The organism is Litoribacter populi, from assembly GCF_007483685.1.
Classification (GTDB): domain Bacteria; phylum Bacteroidota; class Bacteroidia; order Cytophagales; family Cyclobacteriaceae; genus Litoribacter; species Litoribacter populi.
In genome coordinates, this window is the sequence record NZ_VMKN01000001.1 from 1 (window position 1) to 24,497 (window position 24,497).

The 24,497-nt window shown below is 42.3% G+C and carries 22 protein-coding genes and 1 pseudogene; 10 read left to right on the forward strand and 13 right to left on the reverse strand.

The genetic code is table 11. The features are described 5' to 3' along the window. Positions 1 to 670: 670 nt before the first annotated feature. Together FPL27_RS00005 and FPL27_RS00010 are read left to right on the forward strand one after the other, a co-directional pair. Positions 671 to 1,072 carry a four helix bundle protein gene (locus FPL27_RS00005; protein WP_143959124.1) on the forward strand — a complete coding sequence of 134 codons (402 nt, stop codon included), beginning with the start codon at positions 671 to 673 and terminating at the stop codon, positions 1,070 to 1,072. A gap of 288 nt (positions 1,073 to 1,360) precedes the next feature. Further along, entirely contained in the window at positions 1,361 to 2,056 is a 696-nt protein-coding gene (locus tag FPL27_RS00010) for a hypothetical protein (protein ID WP_143959125.1), read from the forward strand. 778 nt (positions 2,057 to 2,834) lie between these two features. Here FPL27_RS00010 and FPL27_RS20230 read toward each other — a convergent pair. The 7 genes and pseudogenes from FPL27_RS20230 to FPL27_RS00040 form a co-directional block, all read right to left on the reverse strand. Then, positions 2,835 to 3,059 carry a hypothetical protein gene (locus FPL27_RS20230; protein WP_235893344.1) on the reverse strand — a complete coding sequence of 75 codons (225 nt, stop codon included), beginning with the start codon at positions 3,057 to 3,059 and terminating at the stop codon, positions 2,835 to 2,837. A gap of 9 nt (positions 3,060 to 3,068) precedes the next feature. Continuing rightward, a pseudogene (locus tag FPL27_RS20235) lies at positions 3,069 to 3,185 on the reverse strand (type II toxin-antitoxin system HipA family toxin); the annotation flags it as partial. A gap of 1,571 nt (positions 3,186 to 4,756) precedes the next feature. Continuing rightward, on the reverse strand, positions 4,757 to 5,488 hold the full coding sequence (locus tag FPL27_RS00020) for a hypothetical protein (protein ID WP_143959127.1): 732 nt from the start codon (positions 5,486 to 5,488) through the stop codon (positions 4,757 to 4,759). 128 nt (positions 5,489 to 5,616) lie between these two features. Then, complete coding sequence (locus FPL27_RS00025; protein WP_235893345.1) at positions 5,617 to 5,892, reverse strand: hypothetical protein; 276 nt, start codon at positions 5,890 to 5,892, stop codon at positions 5,617 to 5,619. Positions 5,893 to 6,277: 385 nt separating this feature from the next. Next, the gene (locus FPL27_RS00030) at positions 6,278 to 6,514 is read right to left on the reverse strand and encodes a hypothetical protein (protein WP_143959128.1); all 237 of its coding nucleotides are present in this window, start codon (positions 6,512 to 6,514) and stop codon (positions 6,278 to 6,280) included. After that, positions 6,493 to 6,948 carry a DUF5675 family protein gene (locus tag FPL27_RS00035; protein ID WP_185974252.1) on the reverse strand — a complete coding sequence of 152 codons (456 nt, stop codon included), beginning with the start codon at positions 6,946 to 6,948 and terminating at the stop codon, positions 6,493 to 6,495. Before FPL27_RS00035 ends, FPL27_RS00030 begins: the two co-directional genes overlap by 22 nt. Next, complete coding sequence (locus FPL27_RS00040; RefSeq protein ID WP_143959129.1) at positions 6,948 to 7,697, reverse strand: hypothetical protein; 750 nt, start codon at positions 7,695 to 7,697, stop codon at positions 6,948 to 6,950. The genes FPL27_RS00035 and FPL27_RS00040 overlap by 1 nt, the downstream gene beginning before the upstream one ends. A 339-nt stretch (positions 7,698 to 8,036) precedes the next feature. Here FPL27_RS00040 and FPL27_RS19705 point away from each other — a divergent pair, with 339 nt between their 5' ends. Then, on the forward strand, positions 8,037 to 8,192 hold the full coding sequence (locus FPL27_RS19705; protein ID WP_185974253.1) for a hypothetical protein: 156 nt from the start codon (positions 8,037 to 8,039) through the stop codon (positions 8,190 to 8,192). 445 nt (positions 8,193 to 8,637) lie between these two features. On the opposite strand, the gene FPL27_RS00050 is transcribed toward FPL27_RS19705, so the two are convergent. Continuing rightward, positions 8,638 to 9,252, reverse strand: a complete 615-nt coding sequence (locus tag FPL27_RS00050) for a Crp/Fnr family transcriptional regulator (RefSeq protein ID WP_143959131.1) — start codon at positions 9,250 to 9,252, stop codon at positions 8,638 to 8,640. Positions 9,253 to 9,972: 720 nt separating this feature from the next. Between FPL27_RS00050 and FPL27_RS00055 the strand changes: the two genes are divergently transcribed. After that, positions 9,973 to 10,419 (forward strand): MauE/DoxX family redox-associated membrane protein, encoded by a 447-nt coding sequence (locus tag FPL27_RS00055; protein ID WP_143959132.1) that lies wholly within the window; start codon positions 9,973 to 9,975, stop codon positions 10,417 to 10,419. Between the two features lie 378 nt (positions 10,420 to 10,797). Beyond that, positions 10,798 to 11,085 (forward strand): hypothetical protein, encoded by a 288-nt coding sequence (locus FPL27_RS00060; RefSeq protein WP_143959133.1) that lies wholly within the window; start codon positions 10,798 to 10,800, stop codon positions 11,083 to 11,085. A gap of 44 nt (positions 11,086 to 11,129) precedes the next feature. On the opposite strand, the gene FPL27_RS00065 is transcribed toward FPL27_RS00060, so the two are convergent. The 5 genes from FPL27_RS00065 to FPL27_RS00085 all read right to left on the reverse strand — a co-directional run bounded on the left by FPL27_RS00065 (position 11,130) and on the right by FPL27_RS00085 (position 17,919). After that, positions 11,130 to 12,503 carry a RagB/SusD family nutrient uptake outer membrane protein gene (locus FPL27_RS00065; protein ID WP_143959134.1) on the reverse strand — a complete coding sequence of 458 codons (1,374 nt, stop codon included), beginning with the start codon at positions 12,501 to 12,503 and terminating at the stop codon, positions 11,130 to 11,132. A 158-nt stretch (positions 12,504 to 12,661) separates the two neighbouring features. Then, positions 12,662 to 12,937 (reverse strand): hypothetical protein, encoded by a 276-nt coding sequence (locus FPL27_RS00070; protein ID WP_221936573.1) that lies wholly within the window; start codon positions 12,935 to 12,937, stop codon positions 12,662 to 12,664. A 44-nt stretch (positions 12,938 to 12,981) separates the two neighbouring features. After that, a complete protein-coding gene (locus FPL27_RS00075; protein ID WP_143959136.1) occupies positions 12,982 to 15,837 on the reverse strand; it encodes a SusC/RagA family TonB-linked outer membrane protein in 2,856 nt (951 codons plus the stop codon). Between the two features lie 17 nt (positions 15,838 to 15,854). Next, positions 15,855 to 17,465 carry a TlpA family protein disulfide reductase gene (locus FPL27_RS00080; protein WP_143959137.1) on the reverse strand — a complete coding sequence of 537 codons (1,611 nt, stop codon included), beginning with the start codon at positions 17,463 to 17,465 and terminating at the stop codon, positions 15,855 to 15,857. A 187-nt stretch (positions 17,466 to 17,652) separates the two neighbouring features. Continuing rightward, positions 17,653 to 17,919 carry a hypothetical protein gene (locus FPL27_RS00085; RefSeq protein WP_143959138.1) on the reverse strand — a complete coding sequence of 89 codons (267 nt, stop codon included), beginning with the start codon at positions 17,917 to 17,919 and terminating at the stop codon, positions 17,653 to 17,655. A 699-nt stretch (positions 17,920 to 18,618) separates the two neighbouring features. Between FPL27_RS00085 and FPL27_RS00090 the strand changes: the two genes are divergently transcribed. The 5 genes from FPL27_RS00090 to FPL27_RS00110 all read left to right on the forward strand — a co-directional run bounded on the left by FPL27_RS00090 (position 18,619) and on the right by FPL27_RS00110 (position 22,530). Further along, on the forward strand, positions 18,619 to 18,873 hold the full coding sequence (locus FPL27_RS00090) for a helix-turn-helix domain-containing protein (protein ID WP_143959139.1): 255 nt from the start codon (positions 18,619 to 18,621) through the stop codon (positions 18,871 to 18,873). A gap of 409 nt (positions 18,874 to 19,282) precedes the next feature. Continuing rightward, positions 19,283 to 20,089 carry an ABC-three component system protein gene (locus tag FPL27_RS00095; RefSeq protein WP_143959140.1) on the forward strand — a complete coding sequence of 269 codons (807 nt, stop codon included), beginning with the start codon at positions 19,283 to 19,285 and terminating at the stop codon, positions 20,087 to 20,089. Beyond that, positions 20,076 to 20,306: an ABC-three component system middle component 6 gene (locus FPL27_RS00100; protein ID WP_143959141.1), complete on the forward strand. Its 231-nt coding sequence runs from the start codon at positions 20,076 to 20,078 to the stop codon at positions 20,304 to 20,306. Before FPL27_RS00095 ends, FPL27_RS00100 begins: the two co-directional genes overlap by 14 nt. Then, positions 20,297 to 22,003, forward strand: coding sequence for a DUF2326 domain-containing protein (locus FPL27_RS00105; protein WP_143959142.1), 1,707 nt, complete (start codon positions 20,297 to 20,299; stop codon positions 22,001 to 22,003). Before FPL27_RS00100 ends, FPL27_RS00105 begins: the two co-directional genes overlap by 10 nt. A gap of 299 nt (positions 22,004 to 22,302) precedes the next feature. Beyond that, positions 22,303 to 22,530 (forward strand): helix-turn-helix domain-containing protein, encoded by a 228-nt coding sequence (locus FPL27_RS00110; RefSeq protein ID WP_143959143.1) that lies wholly within the window; start codon positions 22,303 to 22,305, stop codon positions 22,528 to 22,530. The last annotated feature ends 1,967 nt before the right edge of the window (positions 22,531 to 24,497 follow it).

A 24,497-nucleotide genomic window follows, 5' to 3' on the forward strand; every position in this document is an offset into this window, starting at 1 on the left:
GGGTTATTTCCGATTGACGCTGCGCGTATCGGAGGTTTAGAGGTTTAGGTACTGAAGGCCTGCCGGTTGCTACACCCAAACGCCATCTCCAACATAACCACCCTCAGCCCTCCGCGTCGCCTCGCGCTTTCTAAACCCTTAAACCGTCCCGGAAGAGCGCAGCTCCAATCGGGACCTTAAACCCCTAGACCAAAATGGTTTAGAAGGTTATTTCCGATTGACGCTGCGCGTATCGGAGGTTTAGAGGTTTAGGTACTGAAGGCCTGCCGGTTGCTACACCCAAACGCCATCTCCAACATAACCACCCTCAGCCCTCCGCGTCGCCTCGCGCTTTCTAAACCCTTAAACCGTCCCGGAAGAGCGCAGCTCCAATCGGGACCTTAAACCCCTAGACCAAAATGGTTTAGAAGGTTATTTCCGATTGACGCTGCGCGTATCGGAGGTTTAGAGGTTTAGGTACTGAAGGCCTGCCGGTTGCTACACCCAAACGCCATCTCCAACATAACCACCCTCAGCCCTCCGCGTCGCCTCGCGCTTTCTAAACCCCTAAACATACCGCCGCGCGACAGCGCCGGGAAATAACCCCCTAAACCAAAAAATATCTTGCTCAAATTCAAAACAATCGTTAAATTAAACGATACTTTTTTATCCACTCCCCTTATCTATTTTTATGAAACCATACCGCACCTATTCATTTGAAAAGTTAGAAGCTTGGCAATTGGCACGTGAGATACGATTAGAGATATACTTGCATTCACAAAATTTCCCTAAAGAAGAAATATATGGACTAACCAGTCAGCTAAGAAGAGCCATTCATAGTGTAAGCACAAATCTAGCGGAAGGTTCCGGTAGAATTTCGAATACCGACAAAGCCCATTTTACCAATATATCCTATTCAAGTGCTCTTGAAGCTATCGAACTTTTGATAAGTGCCTTTGACTTAAGCTTTATTCAATATGAAACCTATCATCAAATCAGATTGAAATTGGATAGGCTTCTTGCAATGTTGAATAGCTTATACAGATACCAGCTCAATAGTGAGACCTCCTTGAAAACAAAGTATAAGGAATGAAGTGGGTTTAGGGGGTTATTTCCGATTGACGCTGCGCGTATCGGAAGTTTAGAGGGTTAGTTACTGAAGGCCTGCCGGTTGCTACACCCAGACGCCCTCTCCAACATAGCCACCCTCAGCCCTCCGCGTGACCACATAGCCACCTTCATCCTCCGCGTCGCCTCGCGCTTTCTAAACCCCTAAACCGTCCCGGAAGAGCGCAGCTCCAATCGGGACATTAAACCCCTAAACCAAAAAAACTGGAATACTTTTTGAAACCATCCTCCTTATTAATTTTTAACCCAAATCATGAAAAAATTTTTATTGCTCTTTTCCGCAGTAGTATTATCCGTATGTTCCACCGCCAATGCCCAGGATTATATCAGTAGGGATTATTTCTCCTTCGGAGCCGGGGGAGGAATGATGTACGGCGACAACACCGGCAACTTCGGCCAACTCCGCTTCAACGTCAGGCCCGCAGTCTCCATCGCATTCAACAAAGAACTAACCAGACATTTGGACCTTCGGGCAACCTTCGGTACCCAATGGCTCGACAGTGGTGACTTCACCGGGGAAAACAGGGAAACATGGGTTTCCTGGGGCGAACAAGGCCAGGCCTTCTTCTTTCGCGGCAACGCCTATTACGGTGACATAACCCCAGTGATCCAGTTCAACCCCAACACCGAAGGCAGAGTCGGTAAGGTTGTCAACTATTACTTAGGTGTCGGTGTGGGTTACACCTACGTGGAACGCCTGCAGCGCACCATGCGCCCCGACTACACCATCCGTGAGCGGGATGCAGATAACGGTTCAGTATATATCCCCGTAAGAGTTGGCTTCACCACCAACCTGGAAAGCAAGTGGGACATCGCCTTCGAACTCTCCGCCCTCAACTCCCTTTCCAACGACCTCGACGGCCTCAACATCGAACGCAAAGCCATCCCCATAGATGCCTTCGTCCAGTTCCAAATGATGATCATCAGATACATCGGACGAGGGTATTAACGAATCAACTCCCCCTTCGAAAGCCTGTCCCGAGTAGCTTTTCGCGGATCGGGAGGGGCAGGGGGGATGTCAGTACGCTTTATCATCTCAACCAGTATGGGCTCGTTTAGAGGTTTATTTCCCGGCGCTGACGCGCTGCGGGAGGTTTAGAGGTTTAGTTTGCTGAAGGCTGCCGGTTGCTACTCTTGACGGTTCCACCAGCATCTCAACGCTGTATCCTACGCCGCGCATCGCGACTAAACCTCTAAACCGTCTCGCTTGGGGCGAAGTTTACCTCCCGCGGGAGGCCACGAGCGGACGATAAACCTCTACACCCACGCATCCACCCTCATCCCTAACCCTCGCCGCGGTGGCCTCGGCGTGGTCCCTGAGCCGGTCCGGTCCCTGAGCGAAGTCGAAGGGAAGCCGAAGGGAAGCAAGCCACCAAGCGGCGAATCTACTTTCTACCATCTACCCACATGTAGTAGATAGTAGATGTCCCGACGAGCGCCAATGAAAAAGCAGGAGGCGCTTCGGGACGGTAGATAGTAGAGGGATGAAGGTGGTTGGCGGGGAGTTTAAAGGTTGAACGGATTAACGGTTTAAGGAGCTGCGCCACGGGTGGAACTGTCCCAGTGCTCAGTGCTCAGTGCTCAGCGCTCAGTGCTCAGCACTCCACCCTCATCTATCCCGTAAGTATTCTCCTGCTGGGCGATTAAGTAGAACCATGACAACCATGACAACAGCCCGGGAGGCGCAGTTTACCTCCCGCGGGAGGCCACGAGCGGACAATAAACCCCTAAACCAATTTTCTTAACTGTTTCATCCTGCTTTGATAGCTTTGCCAATAGCTCCTTTTGGTTGAATCATCAAGAAAAGAGGAGGCAATCAATCTTTCCACCTGTGCCCCACCATCTAAAATCGACTCAAACAGCTCAGCATAAATATTTTCTCCAATTTCTGCCAGGCCTGCAAGTACTGCAAACTGTTTACTTATTTTTCCCTGTGCGAGGTTACGAGGCAAGAGACCATTGTCTAATGCAAAATCCCTATCATCAATATGGATGCGGCTGTTAAAAAGATCATAAGCCGGGCTCAGGCGGTAATCTCCCCACTCCGTTTCCAGTAAAGAGAAGTTTTTGAAGTGAGCATCCCCATTAGAAAAACTTTATTTTTTAATACTCACTAAAAAGTGCATTAAAACACACTTTCTTTTACTAAAACACTTATCAGGTTTACGTAAATCAGATAAAGTGCACTATAACGCACTTTATACAATCTATAATAACCTTCCAGGTCTCGCGAAATTTGATAGACCTGGAAGGTTTAAACCCGTCATAGCGAATGAGGCACGACTGAAGCAATCCTTACCCGTCCAGAAATGTAACCGACCGGCCTCGGCTTCGCTCGGCCACCGGGGTTGGAGAGAGAAAAAAGAAAAGGCCCTCGGCTCCGCTCGGACCTTTTCAAATACGTAATTACTAAAGAAAAAACCTTCCCAGCGCTCAGTGCCAAGCGCTCCACCTTCATCCCTCCCCTGAGTAATCTCCTGCCGGGCGCCAAGGTAGAACCCTGACAACTCCGACAACCCAGCCGGGAGGCGCAGTTTACCTCACGTGGGAGGCCGACCCACGGGCGGACAACCATGACAACCACGAAATAGGTTGAACGGTTGAACGGATTAAGGAGCTGCGCCACGGGTGGAACTTCCCAGTGCCCAGTGCTCAGTGCTCCCGGTTGAGCGGAGTCGAAACCATTTCCCTCCTCTCCCACCACGGCCCCGGTCCCTGAGCGCAGCCGAAGGGCCACACTTACAAACCAGTACAAATAGGTTGAACGGTTGAACGGATTAACGGATTTAGGAGCTGCGCACTGTTATCCAAGCTTTCCTCCATAAACCTTAAACTTTAATCCTTAAACCACCTCCTCTGTGCCCTCTGGTCCTCAGCGGCTAATTAAAACCTTCATCCCCTTTGCGTTTCTTAAAAATCTTTGCCGTTATATTATTTGTGGTTAAGTTAATCCTTAAACCATTATTACCTTTAAACCCATTTCCTCAAATACCTCTTAACCTTCCCCTGAAACTGAAAAAAAATCCTGATAAGTCCTCTTACTTTGATCCGTTACCCCACTGACAAATTCCACTCATCATTTCTGCAATAGATATTTGACCTCTAATATGCTGGTCATAAACCTGTTGCAACCTGCCACCATCCGGTGAATCTATTATCTTCTTATCTACCTCTGGACAGTGGAAATCAGAATTATTCTTTAGCGCCAACAGCTCCCCTCTAAACAAAAAAGCCTCCGATCTATCGGAGGCTTACTTACTACTCTTCTAGGGGTGGTAAACAACTATTCGCAATTAATATTTCATTTCAAGATAATAAATAACCTAATCATTTCCCACAAAAATTGACTGGCCTTCCGTTTTGCAACTCCCATTAAAGTCATATCACTTTTCATCAGCCTTCTTTAAATTAGGTACTAATAAGCTCTTAACATCGACTTTAAAAAATTTGCAATTGCATTTTGTCCTTGGAGCGAGGGCTGAGAGGTCCGGTAAAACTAATCTAGAGATAAAAAAAATCCTGAAAGGATTAAACAACAGTAACCCGGGGGGTTAGCCCCGGGCCCTGATCATACACTTCAACCGCCGAACCTGAAAGGGTCGAATAGCGGCCGTTAATCCCTAGCAATATAGATAAGTGAGTCCCACGCTTACAATACTAGGATATTTCCGCAATTAAATTTTCCAGGAGCTAAGGGGAATTTGCTGGTGCCTTCTTGAATGTAGAACTCTATTCCTATAACATACAAGCAATGTCGCCCTTGCAACTTTGATCTGTCCAAGACTATAGTACTGTCCGAAGGGGAGTTCACAGATAGTAAATCTGAATATTCGGTTATACTCTTGAAAGAGTTTTCCTTAAATGAAATAGATGCACCTGCAACAACTAGCTTGTAATGCGTTGCACTGGGATGTTTGACATAATGGTTAAGATGAAAATCAGCTAGGGTCAGCGTAACGCTGTTGCTTTCAATAGCAAGATGCTTTGCCAATTCTGTAGCAATAGGAAATTCCCGAAATGCATTAATCTCAAAACCATCCAGTAGTTTCCATTCTCCATTGGCACCGACTCTCTCTCCACGTGGACTGACAGGGTCGGTCTTGGCCATTTTAAGAAATAGAGTAAAAAACCTACTGCTTATTTTCTTGTCTTTTATTCTGTCAATTGCCGGCTTTAATGCCCTTCTTACCAGTCCTGCATCTTGGGCTGCTGCCTTAAATTCCTGGTTGTTTTCCCTGACTCTTACAAAGCTGGGAGCTGTCTGTATTTTTGTTTTACTTACTCCCCCCCGCTTTCTGGCAAAGTACCCATTTGCGGTTTTGTAATAAGTTGTATCACCGATGCTTCCGGTGAGTTTCATTCCTTCTGCTTGACGTGCCATAGCTTTTTTATTTAGATTAAAAGTTAAAATGTTTAGTGTTTAAAGGTTCAATTGTTCAGGTGTTCAAGGTTCATGGTGTAAGAAGTCAAGGTGTTGGTATTATCCTCCACCTTGACTCTTCTACTTAGTTACCATTTGGCTTTATTGCCTACATGGTGAGGCAAGTCGGGCCAATGGTCAATCGGAAAACCCTGTCCCGGCTGATCCACTGCTACCTGACTCAGGGTAGCCAGAACCGTCCCGGCCACTACGGCATAACCTGCCACCGTGATCACCATGGCCGGTAAAGCCACCGGCGCTGCCAGCAACGATCCCCCCACTGCCCCGAGGATCATTCCTATATACTGCACCTTCTTGAAAAATGGCGGAGTAGGCGCATTCCACCTTTGTTGTAGTTCGTTCATTTTGTTTATTGTTTAAAGTTTAAAGATTAGGTTGTTGTCATGGTTGTCTGCTGTTCCGATGCTGCGCATCGAAAGGCGCTGTTGTCATGGTTGTCAGAGGGAGCATCAATACCGGCCATTCTAGCCATTTGGTGCTTACCAGGTTTTTTAGCGCTCCATGTACGTCTGTGCCCGTTGTGCGAATGTCTCCGACTTCGCACCTTTAATTATTCAGCCCCCAGCACTTTGAGACCTTCACAAGAGATCTCTCCCCACCCCGGCGGGCAGGCGCTCCGCTTCGCATAGTCCCGATTCGCTTTGCTGATCGGGACTATGCGAGTTGACGTGAGAAAAATGACGTGCCCAGCCATTTACGTAAATAGAACAATGACAACCCTGACAACTACTAATTCACTTTCTCCAACACCTGAATCCTCTTTCTCAGCATCGTTAGCTGCGTCTGCACCATGGATTTCAGTACCAATTGCTCGCCTTGTAAACTGGCCACTCCGACTTTAATTTCCACAAGTTCACTCTTCAATTCCCGCAGGTCTTGTACCACATACCTGAGCAGGAAACCGGAGATGGAAAGGAGGACTGTAATCAGTCCTCCAACTCCCATTAAATAAACTCCTCCGTACATAATGGCTCCGTAATGCTTAGATTCAAAGCTTCCTCAGGATCGCTAAGGATTTCCAGCTTCACTTCCTCGCCTTTTTCCAGAGCCTCGAAGACTAAATCTCGAAACCTGTTCGTAGCCAACACAGACTGGATTCCTCGGCCCTCTCCTGTATGGCTTAGCACCAAAGCAATACAGCCTCGTAGTTCCTTCTGCGCATCATTGGCGGAATGGAAGAGTATAAAAGACCGGTCTTTAACATTCCTTACCTTTACATGCCAGCCCCAGCGTTCGGAATAGCGTTGCGTGAGCTCATATACCCCTTCCGGAATACAGGAAAAGCTTCGCTTGTTGTTCCTCCACGGTAGCTCTATAGTCCTGACCACCTCCACCCCATTGAGGCGGATCACTCCATTGGTCCCATTGGGCCAGTAGGCCCGGTTCAGCACCAGTTTCATCAGTCCCTGTCAGTATAGAATACCAAACCTGAATTGAACTCCATGGTGTTCAATGGATACTCCTCCTCATTGATGATTTGGGTGTACTCCATCCCGACAACAAATAGCCTCCTGGAACCTACCAAAGAGGTTTTGTCGATGCTCATTGATACTTCAGGGGAATTGAGCCCTTTCGGGATCAATAAACTCGTCTCCCGCACCTTATTCTTAGTGGCATCCTCAAAATTGATGGCCGCACCAAGCAGATAAAGTCTGTAGTGGGAAGTCCCCGTGGGAAATTTTAGCACTTCTTCCTGCCGGAATTCCGGAATGGTCAATGTAATGGTGTCTCCAGCATCGGAGTAGGTAAAATCCTCTCGCATGGATTTGCCAAACTCATTGGCCGCATTGAGTTCCATGCCTCGGATCAGATCCCATTCTCCTAACATTACCTTCCGCTCGCCTCTGATGCTGGAGGTATCGGACTGAACCACCTTCATAAGTGCAGAATGGAAACGGTGGTGCACCTTGGAATCCCCACTCCTGTGGATGGCCGGGGCAATAGCCCTCCTGATGAGTTTGGCCGCTCCTGCAGCCTCTGCAAATTCCAGCAGGTTTTCGCGGGTTCGGGCATACTTAGGATCGGTCATGATCCTTTCCTTGCTGACTCCTCCTTTTTGACGGGCCTGATAGTCCCCGTTTTTGGTCTTGTAGAAGTTAACCCTTCCTACATTACCTTTTAGCGTAATAAAACTGGTTTGTTCTGCCATGTTTTTATGGTTTTAAGTTAAACATGGTGCTAATATGGAAGTCAACAACTTGGTTTTCAAATGAATGTGCGCTTTTGGACGTATTGTTCGCAAACTGGTGTTTTATGCGCAAAAGGGAGGGAGAGGAAGAGTTTAATTGTTCAATGTTCAATGTTCAGAACACTGAACGGCGAAGCCTTGAACTTTTGAACGGAGAAGCCAATAAACCTTAAACGGCGAAGCCTTGAACCCTGAACGGCGAAGCCTTTTTAAAATCCTATGGTTTCTTGGATTTACGCCAAATACTAACGAACCTATGGGACACCCTAGGGAGACCTATTGGACATCTATTACACAGCTATGGGAAACATATGGAAGATGTATGACCGGGATATGGGAGACTTTGGGAGTACCATCCTCACAGATCAAGCTGAACAGGTGCAAAAAATGGTTGGCATTTCCACCAACCATTTCCATAATAAGGTCCGGATAAGAATCAATCCATGTATTCCATAATCAGGGGTACAGGGATACGACTGAACTGGGAAAACTCATCAACCGTAACATACTCTTCCTTTGATTTTTGAAAAAAATCACGGGCTTTTCTCAGGACTAATTGGCCATAACGGACACTTTTCCCAGTAATCCGGGATACATCCTTTGCGTAAACAACGCAGCGTTTGATCATCATAATTTTAAGGGATTAAAATTGAACATGAAAAATGAATTTTTAAACCTGTCAAAAAATCCGACAGTACCTTCTTCCTGGCCTTTAGAGACAACCAGCCATTGAGCAGCTTCCAGACAAATCTGGCATCCGACCGCCTCAAAGTAAAATGAGTTCGGGATTGGCATTCAACTAAATAAACTGAAATCATGGAATAAAAATTGAAAGTGAAAAATTATTTCAATGTGTAGAAAAATAACCTGTTGGTTTGACGTGTTGGGGAACACCGACTCCTTATTTAGGATCATCCTCCTTTCCTTTATGCCCCTTGTCATTTCGGACCCGGCTAAAATGCTCAGGAGATATATTAAAACATTGTGCAACATCCTTTACCGGAGCAACTTGATAGAGACTTCCCTTTTGTTCTTCCACCCAATCTGTTATTTCTTTGGTTGGCTTTCTTAAAAACTGGATTCGAAACGATAAATTCACTACCTCGATTTTAAAAAAGGCAGTGGACAATTCGCTAAACTCAGGTACTTCCTCCCTAATTACATTCCGCATATCCCGGTTAAACTCTACTACTTTGCATGGGGTGTACGTCACTAGATAGGCAGTTGTCGGCTGTTTAAGTATATAGGATATCATGTCACTTGCTATCTGATCAGCCATAAAAATATTTCCACAGTACACTTTTTTGTCGTCTTTGTGAAATAATCCTACCTGGCCTTCTACCAAGAAGCGTATTACTTTCTCTTCTTTACCGGATGCTTTTAAAGTATGCCTGGCTGGATAGGATTTTACCTGAAAATAAGAGCTCATGTTTTGTAGCTGCTCTCTGGTAACTTGGCAGTAGGGATCAGTTACTTTTTTGATCCTGTCCAAAATTTTGTCATCAATCTGTTTCATAAGGTAGGTCGAACTATTTAAGATGTTTCACTGGATTCTGGTTGAAAATAAAAAATTAAAAAGTACAGATCCAGACTTCATCTTTAAGAATCAGACATGGTAAATTTTAACAAAAAATTAATATTTACATAATAGTTACCCCAAAACTTTATAATACACCATGGGTAATCGGAAAAATTACGTAAATTAACTAATCGTTTTTAATGATAAATATCAATAACTTTTTTTAGGTATGGTATTAAAGGCTTGAGTTTTCCCCTTGAAATGGTAAAAAATGATATCTGAAAGCGGTGTTCAATTTATAGGCCAATTTCTCTCCTAAATAGAGATAGAAAAATAAATTGCAGCTTCATAACATTTTTTTAGAGCCAATAAAAGGTAAAAAGCAATGGTTAGGACTTGATAAATATCAATTCAAATTCCTCAAACTAACTAATGAAAGTAAATTCTGTAAGCAATGAATGACAAATATTAAGTCATGTATTACAAAAAATTTAATGATAAATATCAAGCAGATTTTCTACTAAATTTTTTACGTTTTATTTTTACCTAACATTCAGTCGCTTACACTTTTACTTTTGTCGGACCATCCTTTTCCAGGTCCATGGAACTGCATCCAGGCAGGTTTTACAACTAGATTTCAAGGCTATAAAGTTGCCATCACCTCCTCTCCGTGCGGAGCCATAGGCTCCTGCACGGAGAATTAAAACCTGCAAGCATATGAAAACACATAGGATCGTATCTGACATAGCTTCTCTCCTTCTAGCCATGTTATTTGCTTACACGGCATTCACCAAGTGGGTCGACTGGCAAGGAACCAAGAGTGCCCTATACAACCAGGTGTTTCCTATCTGGATGGCAGAAGGAATTCTTTATGGCTTGCCCATTATAGAGCTGGCTGTAGCTGCTATGCTTCTGGTCAATAAGTGGAGAAGATGGGGCCTCTGGTGCAGCGCCATGTTGATGTGGTTATTCATCGGCTACGTTGCCCTCGTCATGACAGGCATCTTCGGCAGAATTCCATGCAGCTGCGGAGGCGTAATCGGGAGTTTGGGATGGGGAGAGCATTTGGCAGTTAATATTGGATTTCTAATGATAGCAATAATTGGTCTCCATTATCATAAGAAAATTGACAATGTTGAATTAGACCTGCCATCCGGGAGGTAATCCAGCAAAGAAGCCAGGAATGGGGAAGTAATAGATCGGTTCTCGCAGCGAACGCAGGAATAAAAACGCAACGGGCGTTACGTGTTCCTGTACAAAGAAGTCTGAAGGACTTCAACTATCAGTAACCCCGGGTGCAACCCGGGGAAATAACGACAGAATAACCAACAACCCTGAAAGGGTTGAACTTTATACGTAATCTTATTTAAAGCCTATGAGTCCATAACAAAAAACTCCGCCCCTAACGCTGCCGGGCAGCTACCGGGCACCCGCAGGGGGCAGAAAAAAAATCCGGCCGCCCCTCTCGAAAGATTCCTCCTCCCCTGCACGGGAGGAAGATCGAAGCGACCGGAAATTGTAAATAACTATAACAACAAATTTATGAAACTTTCAGTAAAACACCTCCTACGCGGAGGTGTATTTGCCCTAGCGGCAACATTCGCTTTTGCTTTTACGCAACCAAAAAATGAATTCAATGAATTATGGGGCTTCCAAGGAGATGACGCCTATAATGTAACTGGTGTAACAATGGGCCCTGGTCCAAACCAGTATCAGTGCAATCAAGCCTCCGGAACTTGTTTGTACGAGGATAGGGAGCAGACGATCCCTGTTTCTGGAGCTGAAGGGGTGTTTATTCCCGGTTCGGCTTTAGAACCAGAACATGATTAATTGTATAAAAGCAGTTGGCTATTAAGCCAACTGCTTTTATACAATTAAAGATTCTCATTTAACTGTTGTTCCGATTGAGGAATTTCCACTTTGAAATTATCGGGGAATATTTCAAAATTTAAAACTTCACCCCCAACCTCTCTGACCAACTGTCCTTCAAGCAAACCCTCATAACTTAGCCTTCGCAGGTCAGCCCATCTTAGATAACCTCTGAATACCAGTTCTTTTCTCCTTTCCTTCAAAATAACTGAAAGAACATCAATATTCCCGACTTCATAAGCGGAAAAGGTACCGGGAACATATCTGGTAACCAACAGATCATTCAAAGTTTGAATAGCCTCTTCCTCTTCCCCCATTCGGGCAAGAGACTCAGCTTTTATCAGGTAAAGCTCATCGGTGGCCAACCCCGAAAAAAATTGAAAAGTCCCGGTATAACTTCCCCTAAAAAGGGCTTTTGCAGGTCCTTCCTCAAAAAAGAAATAATTTTTTCTCAAATCACCTTCCTCATAGCTATTGTAGAGCGTGGAATCCACAAAGGAAAAAGTTGAGGAGGTATAAGATTGTGCCCCCATCTGGCTATGGAATACCACTTCTTCATTGAATTGGGGAATAGGATAAAGCCACTGCTCCAAAGGCAAATTATTGAATGCCGGCAAGGAGGAATAACTAAGCAAATTACCTTTTAAGGATAAAGACTGCTCAGCATAATCTAAAGCCGCCTCAAAATCTCCTAATATAAGGTAAACTCTAGCCAACAACCCATATGCAGCTGCTTTTGTTGGCTGGGTAGGGTAAGGCTGGGTAGGCGGTAACAATTCGGCTGCCGCTTTCAAATCACTCACAATTCTCTGGTAAGTATTTCCAATTGAACCTCTACCTACTTTTTCATTAACATTACTGGTTAATTTTATGGGAATACCTGGCTTTTGGAAATCAGCTGGACTATTTAAAGGCCCGGCAAAAAATTGGCTTAACTCCAAGAAAGCATTAGCCCTAAAAAATAATGCCGCCCCTTTAACCTTACCCAATTCTCCATCCATTGAAAGCGAGGAAGCGGTTAATTTAGCTTGGTTTTCTAAAATTACATTGCAATAAAATATGCAAGTATAAGGGAAACTCCAGCTCGCAAGTTGGCCACGGACGTCTGACAAATCTTTCTTCCTGAGGTAAGCATCTCTTTCCCAATCCTGATGATATCCCAGCCAACCTTCTTCAGTGGTAAACATATCGTCGCCCATAACTATTCCAAGGGATATTCCATTGTTCATGTAAGAGGAGTTTTCCAACAGTGCCTGTAAATCCTCAATGGTATTGGGGACGACAATGCTTTTAGAAGGTCTTTCATCCAGGAATTCCCCGCATCCCATCAGTACACCGGCGGACAAGATAGTTAATATAAAATATATATGTTTTTTCATGATAGTAGATATAAATCGTTAAGAGTTAACGGTTAACGGTTACCTCTTAACAGTTGAATATTTCGTTGAACTGTTAACTGTGAACCTAAATAATGCCCCGCCCGCCGGAACCGTACAACTAAACCTTATGAAGAAAGCGGCGGAACGGGACATGTTTATTAGAAATCGAATCTAGCTCCTACCGCTATGCTTCTTGGTGGGCGGACGGTTCTAAAATCCGGGTCCAAAGGGTCATTGCTAGCTTGCCAAAGTATTCCAATGTTGTTTAGGTATGAATAAACTTCAATATTTCTGAAAGGAAGGCGGGGAATACTTCGCTGGCTGATACTATAGCTAAATCTAATATCCTGTAGCCTAACATGATCCCCCTTTTCAACTAATGCCGCCGAATACCTGTAAAAATTATTTCTATCCGCATTGGAATTCAACGGCATAGACGGCACATTGGTCAATAATTCATCCCCTGGATTTTCCCATCTCAGATGGTAATCACTATGGGTAACTCTTCCATTGAGCAGATCAAAATAATTTGCGGATTCACGACGGAAATAATATCCCAACCTGTAACTGATGTTGAAAGAAAGTCCAAATCCATTCCAGTGGAAATTATTCCGTAAAGCACCGAATGAGGTGGGTCTTCCGGATCCGTGAAATACCAGATCATGGGGAGTAGCAGAATTAATAATTTGCCGGTAGTCTGAGCTAATCTCCCATTTAAATATCCTCTGGGGTCCCCTGTATCAGGATCCAATCCTGCCCAAGGATAACTGTAAACGGAAAACAAGGGGTTGCCTTGAAGAGGCACATTCAGGTTTGAGGAGACAAAATCTATAGTTGGTGCTTCTACATTGTAATCCGTTACTTTTTCGCTTATTTGGCTATGTAACAAATTGACAGTCCATCGGAGACCTCTATTCAGAACCGTGGATTGGAGATTTAAATCCAGACCTCTGGATTCGGTTGAGGCAAAATTTCCCCTAAATTGGATCACACCGGAAGAAGGGTGCATGGGTGAATCCCCTATCAAATCTGTTCCCTGTTTATGATAAACTTCAAAAGAACCGTGTAAGATTTCATCCATCATTTCAAAATCTAGCCCTAAATTAAGTATTCCAATTTTTTCCCACCGCAACTCGGGATTCGGCGGGTTCATGATTTGGGCTATTCTGATTCCTGGGATCAGGTGAAACAGGCCGGAAATAAAGTAATTTGCAGTAGTATGGGCACTAAGGGATTTATCCACATTACCATTATACCCAAAGGTAGTGCGGACTTTCAAATATGGGATAAGCCTTGAGCTGTAAAAAGGTTCCTGGTTTACAATCCAACCAAGCCCTGCAGACCATAAAGGGACCGCCCGCTGATTGGTTTCTACGCCGAAAATATTGGATGCGTCTCTTCTAATGCTACCTGACATAAGGTACCTATTATTGTAGGTATACCCGACATTGGCAAAAGAAGAATAAAACCTGTCAACCAACCCCTCATGGTTTACTCCTGTCGGGATATTGGCCAAAGCATTATTTGGCTGCACTCTATATCGGGTCAAATAATCCACTGGTTGGCTAAGCCCAAAATCATCATCATATCCGTAAAACCTCACAGCATTCATTTCCAAACTAAGGTCTTTCAACTCCATCCCCCCCAAAGCGGTTAATTGATGTTTTTCTCCCCAGGTTTTCTGATAATTAATTTGGGCACGGACACTATGGCTTTGAGATGTTGAATTCCTAAGGTCGAGAATACCGCCAACAGGAATTGCCGGTGAAAGGCTTCCATCAGGTCCCACCTGCATAAAACGGTTGATCTGGTTCCGTGTATCGTATGTGGTTATTGGCTGATGATTTCTGTCTTCAATCTTGTTCTGCCAAAATTGATACATTACGTTGAACTTAAGGTTAGGATGTAATTGATAACCCAGTGAAGTATTTATTCTATAATCTGTTTGTGAGTTTTTCCGGTCCAATGCCCCGATTTCCTCTACAGGAAAATATCTCCAATCCAGATATCCTAAGGAAGAAGTACTTTCTATATAGCGTGTGCTATAATCATTTACGACAGGTATTGGGTTGCCGACTTCATCAACTACCCGCTCATATGGATATAAAGAGGGAACTGAAGTGGAAGTGTTCTGAGTACCATTCACTAAATAAAACCCTGTTGAAAACTCGAGTTTATCTTTTAAAAATCTCCAGTTGTTTTGGCCATTCAAGGTAAATCTTGAATTATCATTGCCCACAACTTCCCCTAAATTGGTATCATACCCTGCCGAATAGCTATAATTACTGTTTAATCCGCCTCCATTTACATTTAGAGAATATTGTCGATTGACAGCCTTTCTGTAAAAATAATCCATTAGATCCTGACGTGAATCCTGCTCCGCAAAGCGTGAAAGCCTCTGATTTTTTTCAGTTTCACTGATGAGCCCCTGGGAATGGGCAACCATAGTCTCCACACCCGGCGATAGAGGAGGTCTTGCCGCTTGATTAAGTCTACTGTTATAAAAGCCCCGGTCAAATAACATCTTTTCAACTTCCAAAAAATCTCCCATTCCCATCTGTGGTCTGTAAAAAAGATCTCTTTTTTCAATGACATTCACATTCGCGTTTAGGCTTACCTGCATGGGCTTTTGAAAACTACCTGATTTAGTGGTGATGACAATAACACCATTCCCCGCCCTTGCACCCCAAATCGAGGCTGCCGCAGCATCCCTTAGCACAGTTATGCTTTCCACATCATTTGGGTTGATGTTTTCAAGAGGCCCATCATAGGGGAAATTATCAATAATTATCAAAGGGCTGGTTTCTGCAAACAGGGTGTTTCTACCCCGTATACTAATGGGATCTGAAGATGATCCTGAGCCCCTGTTGAAAATCAGCCCTGATGTGACGTCCTCTAGCCTGTCCATTATGTTGGTGCTGACCCGGCGGTTTACAAGGGCCTCGTCCACCTGGACAAAAGAACCCGTAGCCCTTTCTTTTGGCAATTTTTGATAACCTGTCGACACCACTTCCACAGCAGACAGGGACATTTCAGACTCATCCAAATAATAAATGTCCCTATCGAAAGATGGTAGCCAATCGAATGTACTAGTGGAATAGCCCAAATATGAAATTTCAAGCTCCAGTGCCTCTCCGTTTCCGGTCAATGAAAACATTCCCTGGGAATCCGTTACTGTCCTAATTTCAGTATCCTTAATTTCCACTATAGCACCGATTAAGGGAAGTTCATCCTTGGAAGACAAAACCTTTCCTTCAATTTTTTGAGGTTTTGTTTGGGCCAACAGCCAAACTGGCAATGCCCATAATAGGTAAATCAGTAATATTTTTTTCATGTCAATTGGTGGGTTTGTTAATTTGATTTGTAGAATTCCAGCATATTTATAAGTTGGTCCAGATCGGTTGGGAAATTACCCACACGGGCCACCTCTCCCCTTTTGTTGATCAGCATGTGTGTGGGGTATGCCTGAATGTTATAATATTGGATCAGGGGATGGTCAGCTCCTGGAGCATTTAGGTTTATTGCCTTGTCTGAAGTGAAATTTCCCGATGCAATGCTTTTTTTCCATAGCCGGGAATCTCTGTCCGAAGAGATGGAGACCACTGCAAACTCCTCATCACCTTCAAAATGCGCTTCAATCTGGGTAAGATAATTTTTATAGAATTTGATGCAGGCGCTGCAACCAGAAAACCAAAAGTCCACAAACAGCGTTTTACCCTGGTAATCCAACAGGCTCACTTCGTTTCCTTCCAAATCCCTCAAAGGGATATCCGTCACCTGCTCTCCGGTTTTCTGAGTTTTATACAGGGATGCAATACTTTCTGCAATCCATGGGGTTTCCACCACTTCCAGGGCTTTTTCAAATGATTTGTTGCTTTCTTTAAATTTCCGGTAATACCTTACCATATACCTTCCATAGAGCAAGTCTCTAATTAAAGGTGAATAATGGGAATACAGCTCCACGGCCGGCTTCTTTTGAATGGCTGATATCAAAGTGTTTTTTTCAAAAATATAATCCAGGTAGGCAGGCGAATGGGCAATTGTTGATTCTTTAAAATGGGATTCGCTTAAAGGGAGCACATGGGTAGTTAACAACTCTGCAAACCGGGGATCATCATGGTATAACCTGCCAAAAATGCTTACCTTTCTATATAAATATGAGCCTATCAGTTGGGCTTCCATTAGTTGGAGAAATTCTTCTGGCAGATTTCTGTAATTTTCCAAGACTGAAAATCCGGGATGGCTGAATAAATCTTCCTCAAGAAGATCTTTCATAAATTCCAGTCTTTGATCATCGGGATACAAAAGGAGCATCTTCCTTTTTACAGAAGATCCATTGTTAATTAAAGACCAATATTCTAAGCTATCCTTTTCATCCTTCAGAATTACACTTGACTTTGTGACAGGCAGGAATGTATCTTTTCTGTAATTCCAATTTTCCAATGCCTGGTTAATTTCATACTGACATTGAAATTTTAAAGCATCAGGTCCAGCAAAAAGAATTTTTCCATCCACTAAATCATACCTGAACCTGACACTGTCGCCTGGATAGACCAGAAATTTATTAAAATAAGTAGCTCCCCAAGATTTTATAGAAATCCATGCAGGAGCACTAATTTCCGGGCTGTGGTATTCAAAGGTGGCTGTTCCCGCAGAACCCGTGAAAACATTTCCTTTGGTTGTCGAAATTACTTCTTTGAAAGGGGCAGGGGTTTTGGCCAATTCGTCCAAATATTTTGGCCAAAATTCTATTTCCACCTTTTCTATAAATTCCGATTTTTTAAGTTCCCCATAAATCACCACCGGAGCCGGCTCCCCGGAAGAACCGGGGTAGGCGGCATCAGGACCGGGCGGTCCCAACTGGTGGGAATCCGGGTGGGCAACTCTCTCGCCGTATAAGTATATTCCGCTTCCAACAAGGCATAGCGATACCAGGAAGAAAAAGATTGTTCTTTTTTTCATCAAATTATTAGTTAAAGGTTAATTGCTAATTGTTCAGAGTTCAAGGTTAAGAGTTCATGCAACTGTTAACCCTGAACCCTAATCCCCCTCTCCTTATCCTTCTCTTGCCGCGAATCTTGAGTTTAGCTAGGTTAGACATAATGCAGCCTTCGGAAGACTTGGAGATTAGGGATATGGGTATTAGGAATCAGGTAGTGTTAGGAGGCTTGTCGCTCATGGGACGGATGCTCAACTCCACCTTAAGTTTATTCTTTTCACCTTCCTCTTTGAGAATGACACCGATGGCTTTGCAGAGAAGGACCGCCTCCTGCTGTTCCCGGCTCATGGGCTTGGGTTTGGGATCGGGAACGTAAGTGAAGTTTTGGTTTTCTGTCTTTCGGAATTCTTCACTGAGCTGCCTATCACCTATGAGCAGCCAGATAATTCCGTCGAGTAGTTTTTTGAATGAGGTCATTTGTTTATGGGTTATTGTTCGCTATGCGGACGGTTATGGTTTAAAGCTTATTGTTTAGGCATAGGTGTTCCATTAAGAATTGGTGCATTCTTTTTTTTGATCAAAGCCGGATTGGTTTAAAGTTTACTTTTCCCCTGCGGGGAAAGGTTAAGGATTAAGGAGTTTTAAACTTTAACCCTTAACCGGCGCAGCGAAGCGGAGCTTCAGTCCGGGGATTTGATCAGGTTTCTTTGTAATTGCTTAATGGTTTGTTGGAAATAGACAGCGCAGCAGTTGAGCAGGTTCAACAAAAACCTGTAACGCAGAGAAGGAAATATGATATGTTGCTGTCCCATGGTACTCTATATATAATAGTGTCTTGAGAGGTTGAGTACCAGGCATAAAAAGAGGCGTGGGACTCAACCTATCCGAAACCAGGTACCTAGGAAGAACCTTGAACACGAACAAGCGAGCCCACGCCAGTGGCGTGAGCATTTCCGCTTATTATCTCGTGTTCGGCGAAATTTCCTAGGTTTCGGTTTCGAGATTTAAGCGCGAATGCTATAATAGAATTCGCAAATTAGCACTTTAAACAATTCGGCCGACAATTGCTTCAATGTTTTAATGCCTATTACAAATATAAGAAAGAATTCGACACGGTCTAATTAGACCGTGAATTTTTTTTAAAATTTTCCCACTTTGACTTTTTAACCGTCGCAAATGGATCCTCAAGAAAAAGAAAAGATACTTAAGTTACTGGGCGAAAGGATTAAAGACCTGAGGAAAAAGAAGAACCAGTCACTTCTAGAAGCCGAATATGGGTCCAATTTTGATAATAGCAATCTTTCTAAGTATGAACTTGGAAAGAGAGATCTCCAAGTCTCTACTCTTTTCAAAATTGCAAAACTTCTCGAGACCCACCCAAAGAACTTATTGGATTTGGGAATAGACTATTCATCTCCAGAAGAAAAGTAAGATTTTAGTGAGTCCAAGTATCACTTTTCAAAACCATATATTTTAACGAAAAGGATGGGGCTAAATGACACCAGAACCATAGGAAGGAAAATTCATGCAGAGACAAACTTCAACTCCAGTGAACTTGCTCGATTTTCTTTGGCATTAGGGGTACCACCGAAAGACCTATTAAATTTTGATTTCGATATTAATCCCGAATTAATCCCACCTTTGCCGAAAAAGGGAGGTAATGGGGGGAGTGATTAATCTATCTAGTAATCTTTTCGGATCTTACTCTTATTGTGTGCTGAATCCTCGCACTAAAAAATTCTTTGTTTCAGCTATTTTCTAGCTTTTATGTTAACTTTAGGTTAGTTTAGTACTTTAATAATGGATTTTACGTACTTTTGATCCTCAGTTTCTCTTTTTTATGGTAAATAAGGCTAGAGATTATCTCCGGTCCACTATCCGAAGACTTGACACTTTATCCTCAAATGAGTGCGCTGCACCAAACTGTGGAAGACAGTTGGTTGCTAGAGACGGACTATCAATAATAAGTAAAATATGTCATATTGAGGCCGCAAGCCCCGATGGCCCAAGGTTTAATCCTCATATGACTGATGATGAGCGAAGGCATTATAATAACCTTATACTTTTGTGTGATGAATGTCACACCGTAATAGATAACCCTTCTAATGAAGACCTTTACCCCGTTTCCATCTTAAAGGAGTGGAAACAAATTCATGAAATAAAGGCGAAATCAAAAGTACTTAAGCAACCAAGGATTCTTAATCAAGCTATTAATTCGATAGCGGACTTGTCTTTTGGAGAGTATTATTCCGACAATTCCAGTTTTGATTCTTTGGATTTTCAAATTGATGATAAAATAGAGTATAATTTCCTCCACCGAAACAGAGAGGTAATAAAAGACCATGCAGTTTATTACCCTAGGATCAACCGCTTATATGAGGAGCTGGAATTCCAGGGATCATTTAAGAAACAAAAACTCTTAATGATCATTTATCAGATATATTTGAAGATTAAAGGGAGATACCCAGAAAATGGAAGGAGGGAAAAAGGAGATGACATTTTTGAAGCGATTGAAAATGAAATAATTACCAAAATAGAAGAGTCTGAATCTCATCCAGATGATGTAGATTTAGCAATTCCAATCATTTTGGTGGATGCTTTTATGCGATGTAAAATTTTAGAAAAACCTCAGTATGATCTTAAGTAAAGAAGTTAAACCGGATAGGAAACTGTATTTTACAGGAGCATTGGTTTTGGAAACCCTTAGAGAGGAAGTTGAGAATACGGTAGAATACTTAGATCTTTACCTTAAAGTGAAAGCAAGAAAAAATATGAGCCTTCAAAGCTTCATTCTCACTTTGGATTGGCTTTACATATTGGGTGCGGTGAAAAATGAAAATGGAAAATTGAAAAAATGTTTATAAAGAGCCTAGTTATACATAAAGCAGGTTCCATTTTGAGGGAAATCAATTTCCACAAAGGAATTAATTTAATCGTAGATGAAACTCAAACCCAGACCTCAAAAGAGTCTGGAAATAATGTGGGGAAAACCACTGTCCTACGCCTTATCGATTTTTGTTTAGGCGGTAAGGGTGAAAATATTTTTAAAGACCCTGAATTTAAGGGTAACAACCAGGTAATTAAGGAATTCTTAACTTCTGTTGCTAATGGCATTGTCGTGGAATTGATCCTTAAACCAGACCTAAATAGTGATAACAGTGAGGAAATTGTTATTCGGAGGAATTTTTTGAAATCAACAGAAAAGTTACTGGAAATCAACAAGGAACAATTCAAGGATATAAATTTATTTTCCAAGAGGTTAAAATATTTAATTTTCAAAGATTCTTCTGACAGGCCTACCTTTCGCCAAATAATTGCAAAAAACATTAGAGATGAAAAAAATAAGCTTCAAAATACTATTCGAGTTTTACACCCAATTACTCGTCGGGCTGAATATGAAGCATTGTATTTCTTTTGGCTCGGAATAAGCTCAGATGAATTTTTAAGAAAGCAAAAATTGTTAACTCAAATAAAGTTAGAAGAATCCCTGCAAGCGCGGTTAAAAGGCGAAACAGACCCTCATCAGATAGAGCAAGCCCTGATTGTTTTGGAGAATGAGATCAAAAAATTTGAAAGAAAGAAATCTTCCTTTTCAGTAAATCCACGTTTTGAAGATGACCTTAAGGAATTAAACATAGTAAAGCGATCAATTAATAAAATATCTGGTGAAATAGGCCAACTTGAAATGAGAAGGGACCTGATATTGGAAAGTAAATCTTCCCTTGAAAAGGAAACTTCAAATATCGATACAGAACAAGTAAGAGCACTTTACGAAGAAGCAAAACTATTATTACCTTCCTTACAAAAATCTTTTGAGGAGACGCTTCTTTTCCATAATCAAATGGTAAAGGAAAAAATTAAATTTATTGGACAAGAGTTGCCTGAGGTGGAGGTAAGGTTGAATTTCCTACTAGAGGAATTGGATATAGTCCTCAAAAGAGAAATGGAATTGAGCAGAACACTTCAAAAAGGAAGGGCTTTAGATGAACTTCAAGGAGTGATTGACTCTTTGAACGATACTTATGAAAAGAAAGGAAGATTAGAAGAGCAAAAACGCTTATGGGATAAGACAGAAAGCGTTTTGACTAATCATAATGAAGCATTGCAGCGGATTAACGAATTAATAAAGTCAAAAGAAGAAATAATTAAAACGAGGCTGAAAGTATTTAACAAATATTTTTCTGATATATCTAACCGATTATATGGTGAATTTTTCATTTTGAGCCACTCTAAAAGTGACGGCATTTATGAACTCAATATTTCAAGTATAGGTGGAAACCTTGGTACCGGAAAAAAGAAAGGTCAAATCGCCGCATTTGATTTAGCCTATATTCAGTTTGCCGATGAATTAGGAATAAAGTGTCTCCATTTTATCCTTCATGATCAACTTGAAAATGTTCACCATAACCAAATTACAAGCTTGTTAAATGAAATAGTCACTGGAATAAATTGCCAGTACATTTTGCCAATTTTGCGGGACAAATTACCCCCTGGCATAAAAGTTTCAGATTTTGAGGTTTTATCCCTCTCACAATCCAATAAACTCCTTAAGGTTGATTAGGGGTTTAACCCACTATCCAAAATATCAACAAGAGTCTCAATGGCACACAGCCATCGGGGATAACAACATTGCCGATGCGGATATTGATCGATTGGTTTACTCCTCACACAGATTGAAGTAGAAGGGGAATCCATGCCGAGGAAAAAGAAGTTGGACAATTAAATTTAATACCATAATTACATGTGGAGGGTGTGCCAAAGATTCCCGTAACCAGTGGCCCAGCTTGCTCCAGAATAGACACTAGAGAGGTTTAAGTCTTATTATAAAAATAACTCTGATATATAGATTTATCTTTTTTAATGGCATATAGAGACCAGAAATTTATTGATCAAGTGGGAAGAAAGATTGCAGAATTAAGGAAATCCAAATCAATTTCCCAAGAAGATCTTGTTGACTTAACTGGTTTTACTTTAAGTCAGATAGGAAGAATTGAAAGAGGTGAAATCAATACCAGCCTTAGTCATCTCTCAAAAATTGCCTATGCCTTAAAAGTTCATCCAAAAGAGTTGTTGGACTTTGATTTTTGAGGTACATACTGCTTTCACTTGAATCCAGCCGAACCATCTTTTTAAAACTATTATGGGTGTAACCCGAAAAAGTATTTAAAAATCCAGAATTTTTGGGGTAATACCCCAAAGAAATCTCTTCATTACCATTTCTAAACCTCTAAACCTCCCGCAGCGCGTCAGCTCCGGGAATTAAACCTCTAAACCAACTAGGTAATGAGAAGTCCTTCCCGTTCCCTACCCTCATCCCTAACCCTCTCTACCGTCCCGATGCGACCCCGTGACTTTTGCTCGGCGCCAATCGGTACATCTACTTTCTACCCATTAATCCGTTCATCCATTAAACTACCCTCTACATGCATCCCTCCGCCACGCATCGCGACTAAACCCCTAAACCTCCCGCAGCGCGTCAGCGCCGGGAAATAAATCTCTACACCAAAATAGTTGGGTTGGAATTTAGGTAAATTACCGTGATAGGGGTATTGTAGGAATTGAATTGACTGATTATTTTAGAGTTAAATAACTTTTATATAAATACACCAATTTTATCCAATGGGAAAAATCACAAAAGCGGAATATTACGCCGCTCTTAAAGTGGTAGGAGCATACCACAGTCAACTTGCCACCGAAATCCAAAAAACACTGATTTCAGAACCCGTTACAGTCAAAGAATTTTTAGACTTTTTTCCACAATATCCAAATGGAACCAGCCCTCTGGACGTCTTATGAATTTTTTGAAAAATCAAGACCCTTCCAAATCGATTTATGATATAGTGGAGCAAGACTTCAAAATAACCAATGGTGTGAGCAAAAAAACATCCTTAGAGTTTACTGAACTTTTATCCTGGTACAAAAAAGAAAAGCAAAAAAAATATAACCCATACCCTAAATAATACCCAATCACCCTGCTCAGTTAGCCACCCTACCATTAATGGTTTACGATGCACGGCTGAGGGATGAGGGTGGGTTGCCCTAACTTCTCTACCGTCCCGATTAGCCCCCATGACTTTTGCTCGGCGCCAATCGGGACATCTACTTTCTACTCCTTTATCCATTAATCCATTCAACCCTTAAACTCCATCTGGTTTAAAAGTTGAACGGATGAAGGGATTAACGACTAACCATCCTCAGCCCGCCTCCCTAAACCTCTACACCCTCCAGGTCAAGAGGATCAGAAGTTTAGAAGTGAGAAAAACCTTGAAACCGCCATCAAGCAATGAATCCCAAACCACGATTCTTTCCGTATCCTGCCGTCATCTCTAACCCCCTCTACCGTCCCGATGCGCCCCCGTGACTTTTTTGCTCGGCGCCAATCGGGACATCTACTTTCTACTTCGAAATCATCGGGTAGAGTAGATGGTAGAAAGTAGATTCGCCGCGTGGTGGCTGGCTTCGCCGTAGCCACCGCGGCGAGGGTTAGGGATGAAGGCAGATCCGTGTCTACCTGCCAAAGAAGTAATTCACTCCCAAGTTCACTTGCCCAAAACTGATTCGAAAATTTTCTGTTTCTAAATAATAGTCAGTCCAGTTAGATTGGTAAAAGACTTCTCCGATGCTAGAATCGAAACCCCAATTGGGACCAATCTTCTTCTTAATTTTCAGATAACAGAAAATCTATAATTGGAGTAGGAATCAAGTTCCTACTCCATCAAAACTAACTAAAAGGAAAATAAATAATTGTTTTTCCTTTTCTTCCACGTCCACCTACCTTCACATAGATACCAGTTTTGCCAATCCAAATTCTTTCTTTCATAGTTTACTATATTTAATTTGCCTTTAAGGGATTCATGCAATAAAAAGGTCCTCCATATTAGAAACCCAGCCATTTGACCTAATTACCGTGCCCCTACATCTCACCTCGATCAGATGATTCTGATCACGCTTTTTTCCGAACCCATAAGGATATAGGAATTTAATACTTAGGTGGGAAGAAAACATTTAATTATTTCCTAAACGCTCTTATTTACAAATTTTTTAGTAAATAGAAT

What these genes read in the sequence shown, in the direction of transcription:
- FPL27_RS00005 (WP_143959124.1), top strand. Translation starts at nt 671, where the DNA reads ATGAAACCATACCGCACCTATTCATTTGAAAAGTTAGAAGCTTGGCAA.
- FPL27_RS00010 (WP_143959125.1), top strand. Translation starts at nt 1,361, where the DNA reads ATGAAAAAATTTTTATTGCTCTTTTCCGCAGTAGTATTATCCGTATGT.
- FPL27_RS00020 (WP_143959127.1), bottom strand. Translation starts at nt 5,488, where the DNA reads ATGGCACGTCAAGCAGAAGGAATGAAACTCACCGGAAGCATCGGTGAT.
- FPL27_RS00025 (WP_235893345.1), bottom strand. Translation starts at nt 5,892, where the DNA reads ATGAACGAACTACAACAAAGGTGGAATGCGCCTACTCCGCCATTTTTC.
- FPL27_RS00030 (WP_143959128.1), bottom strand. Translation starts at nt 6,514, where the DNA reads ATGTACGGAGGAGTTTATTTAATGGGAGTTGGAGGACTGATTACAGTC.
- FPL27_RS00035 (WP_185974252.1), bottom strand. Translation starts at nt 6,948, where the DNA reads ATGAAACTGGTGCTGAACCGGGCCTACTGGCCCAATGGGACCAATGGA.
- FPL27_RS00040 (WP_143959129.1), bottom strand. Translation starts at nt 7,697, where the DNA reads ATGGCAGAACAAACCAGTTTTATTACGCTAAAAGGTAATGTAGGAAGG.
- FPL27_RS19705 (WP_185974253.1), top strand. Translation starts at nt 8,037, where the DNA reads ATGGGAAACATATGGAAGATGTATGACCGGGATATGGGAGACTTTGGG.
- FPL27_RS00050 (WP_143959131.1), bottom strand. Translation starts at nt 9,252, where the DNA reads ATGAAACAGATTGATGACAAAATTTTGGACAGGATCAAAAAAGTAACT.
- FPL27_RS00055 (WP_143959132.1), top strand. Translation starts at nt 9,973, where the DNA reads ATGAAAACACATAGGATCGTATCTGACATAGCTTCTCTCCTTCTAGCC.
- FPL27_RS00060 (WP_143959133.1), top strand. Translation starts at nt 10,798, where the DNA reads ATGAAACTTTCAGTAAAACACCTCCTACGCGGAGGTGTATTTGCCCTA.
- FPL27_RS00065 (WP_143959134.1), bottom strand. Translation starts at nt 12,503, where the DNA reads ATGAAAAAACATATATATTTTATATTAACTATCTTGTCCGCCGGTGTA.
- FPL27_RS00070 (WP_221936573.1), bottom strand. Translation starts at nt 12,937, where the DNA reads ATGCCGTTGAATTCCAATGCGGATAGAAATAATTTTTACAGGTATTCG.
- FPL27_RS00075 (WP_143959136.1), bottom strand. Translation starts at nt 15,837, where the DNA reads ATGAAAAAAATATTACTGATTTACCTATTATGGGCATTGCCAGTTTGG.
- FPL27_RS00080 (WP_143959137.1), bottom strand. Translation starts at nt 17,465, where the DNA reads ATGAAAAAAAGAACAATCTTTTTCTTCCTGGTATCGCTATGCCTTGTT.
- FPL27_RS00085 (WP_143959138.1), bottom strand. Translation starts at nt 17,919, where the DNA reads ATGACCTCATTCAAAAAACTACTCGACGGAATTATCTGGCTGCTCATA.
- FPL27_RS00090 (WP_143959139.1), top strand. Translation starts at nt 18,619, where the DNA reads ATGGATCCTCAAGAAAAAGAAAAGATACTTAAGTTACTGGGCGAAAGG.
- FPL27_RS00095 (WP_143959140.1), top strand. Translation starts at nt 19,283, where the DNA reads ATGGTAAATAAGGCTAGAGATTATCTCCGGTCCACTATCCGAAGACTT.
- FPL27_RS00100 (WP_143959141.1), top strand. Translation starts at nt 20,076, where the DNA reads ATGATCTTAAGTAAAGAAGTTAAACCGGATAGGAAACTGTATTTTACA.
- FPL27_RS00105 (WP_143959142.1), top strand. Translation starts at nt 20,297, where the DNA reads ATGTTTATAAAGAGCCTAGTTATACATAAAGCAGGTTCCATTTTGAGG.
- FPL27_RS00110 (WP_143959143.1), top strand. Translation starts at nt 22,303, where the DNA reads ATGGCATATAGAGACCAGAAATTTATTGATCAAGTGGGAAGAAAGATT.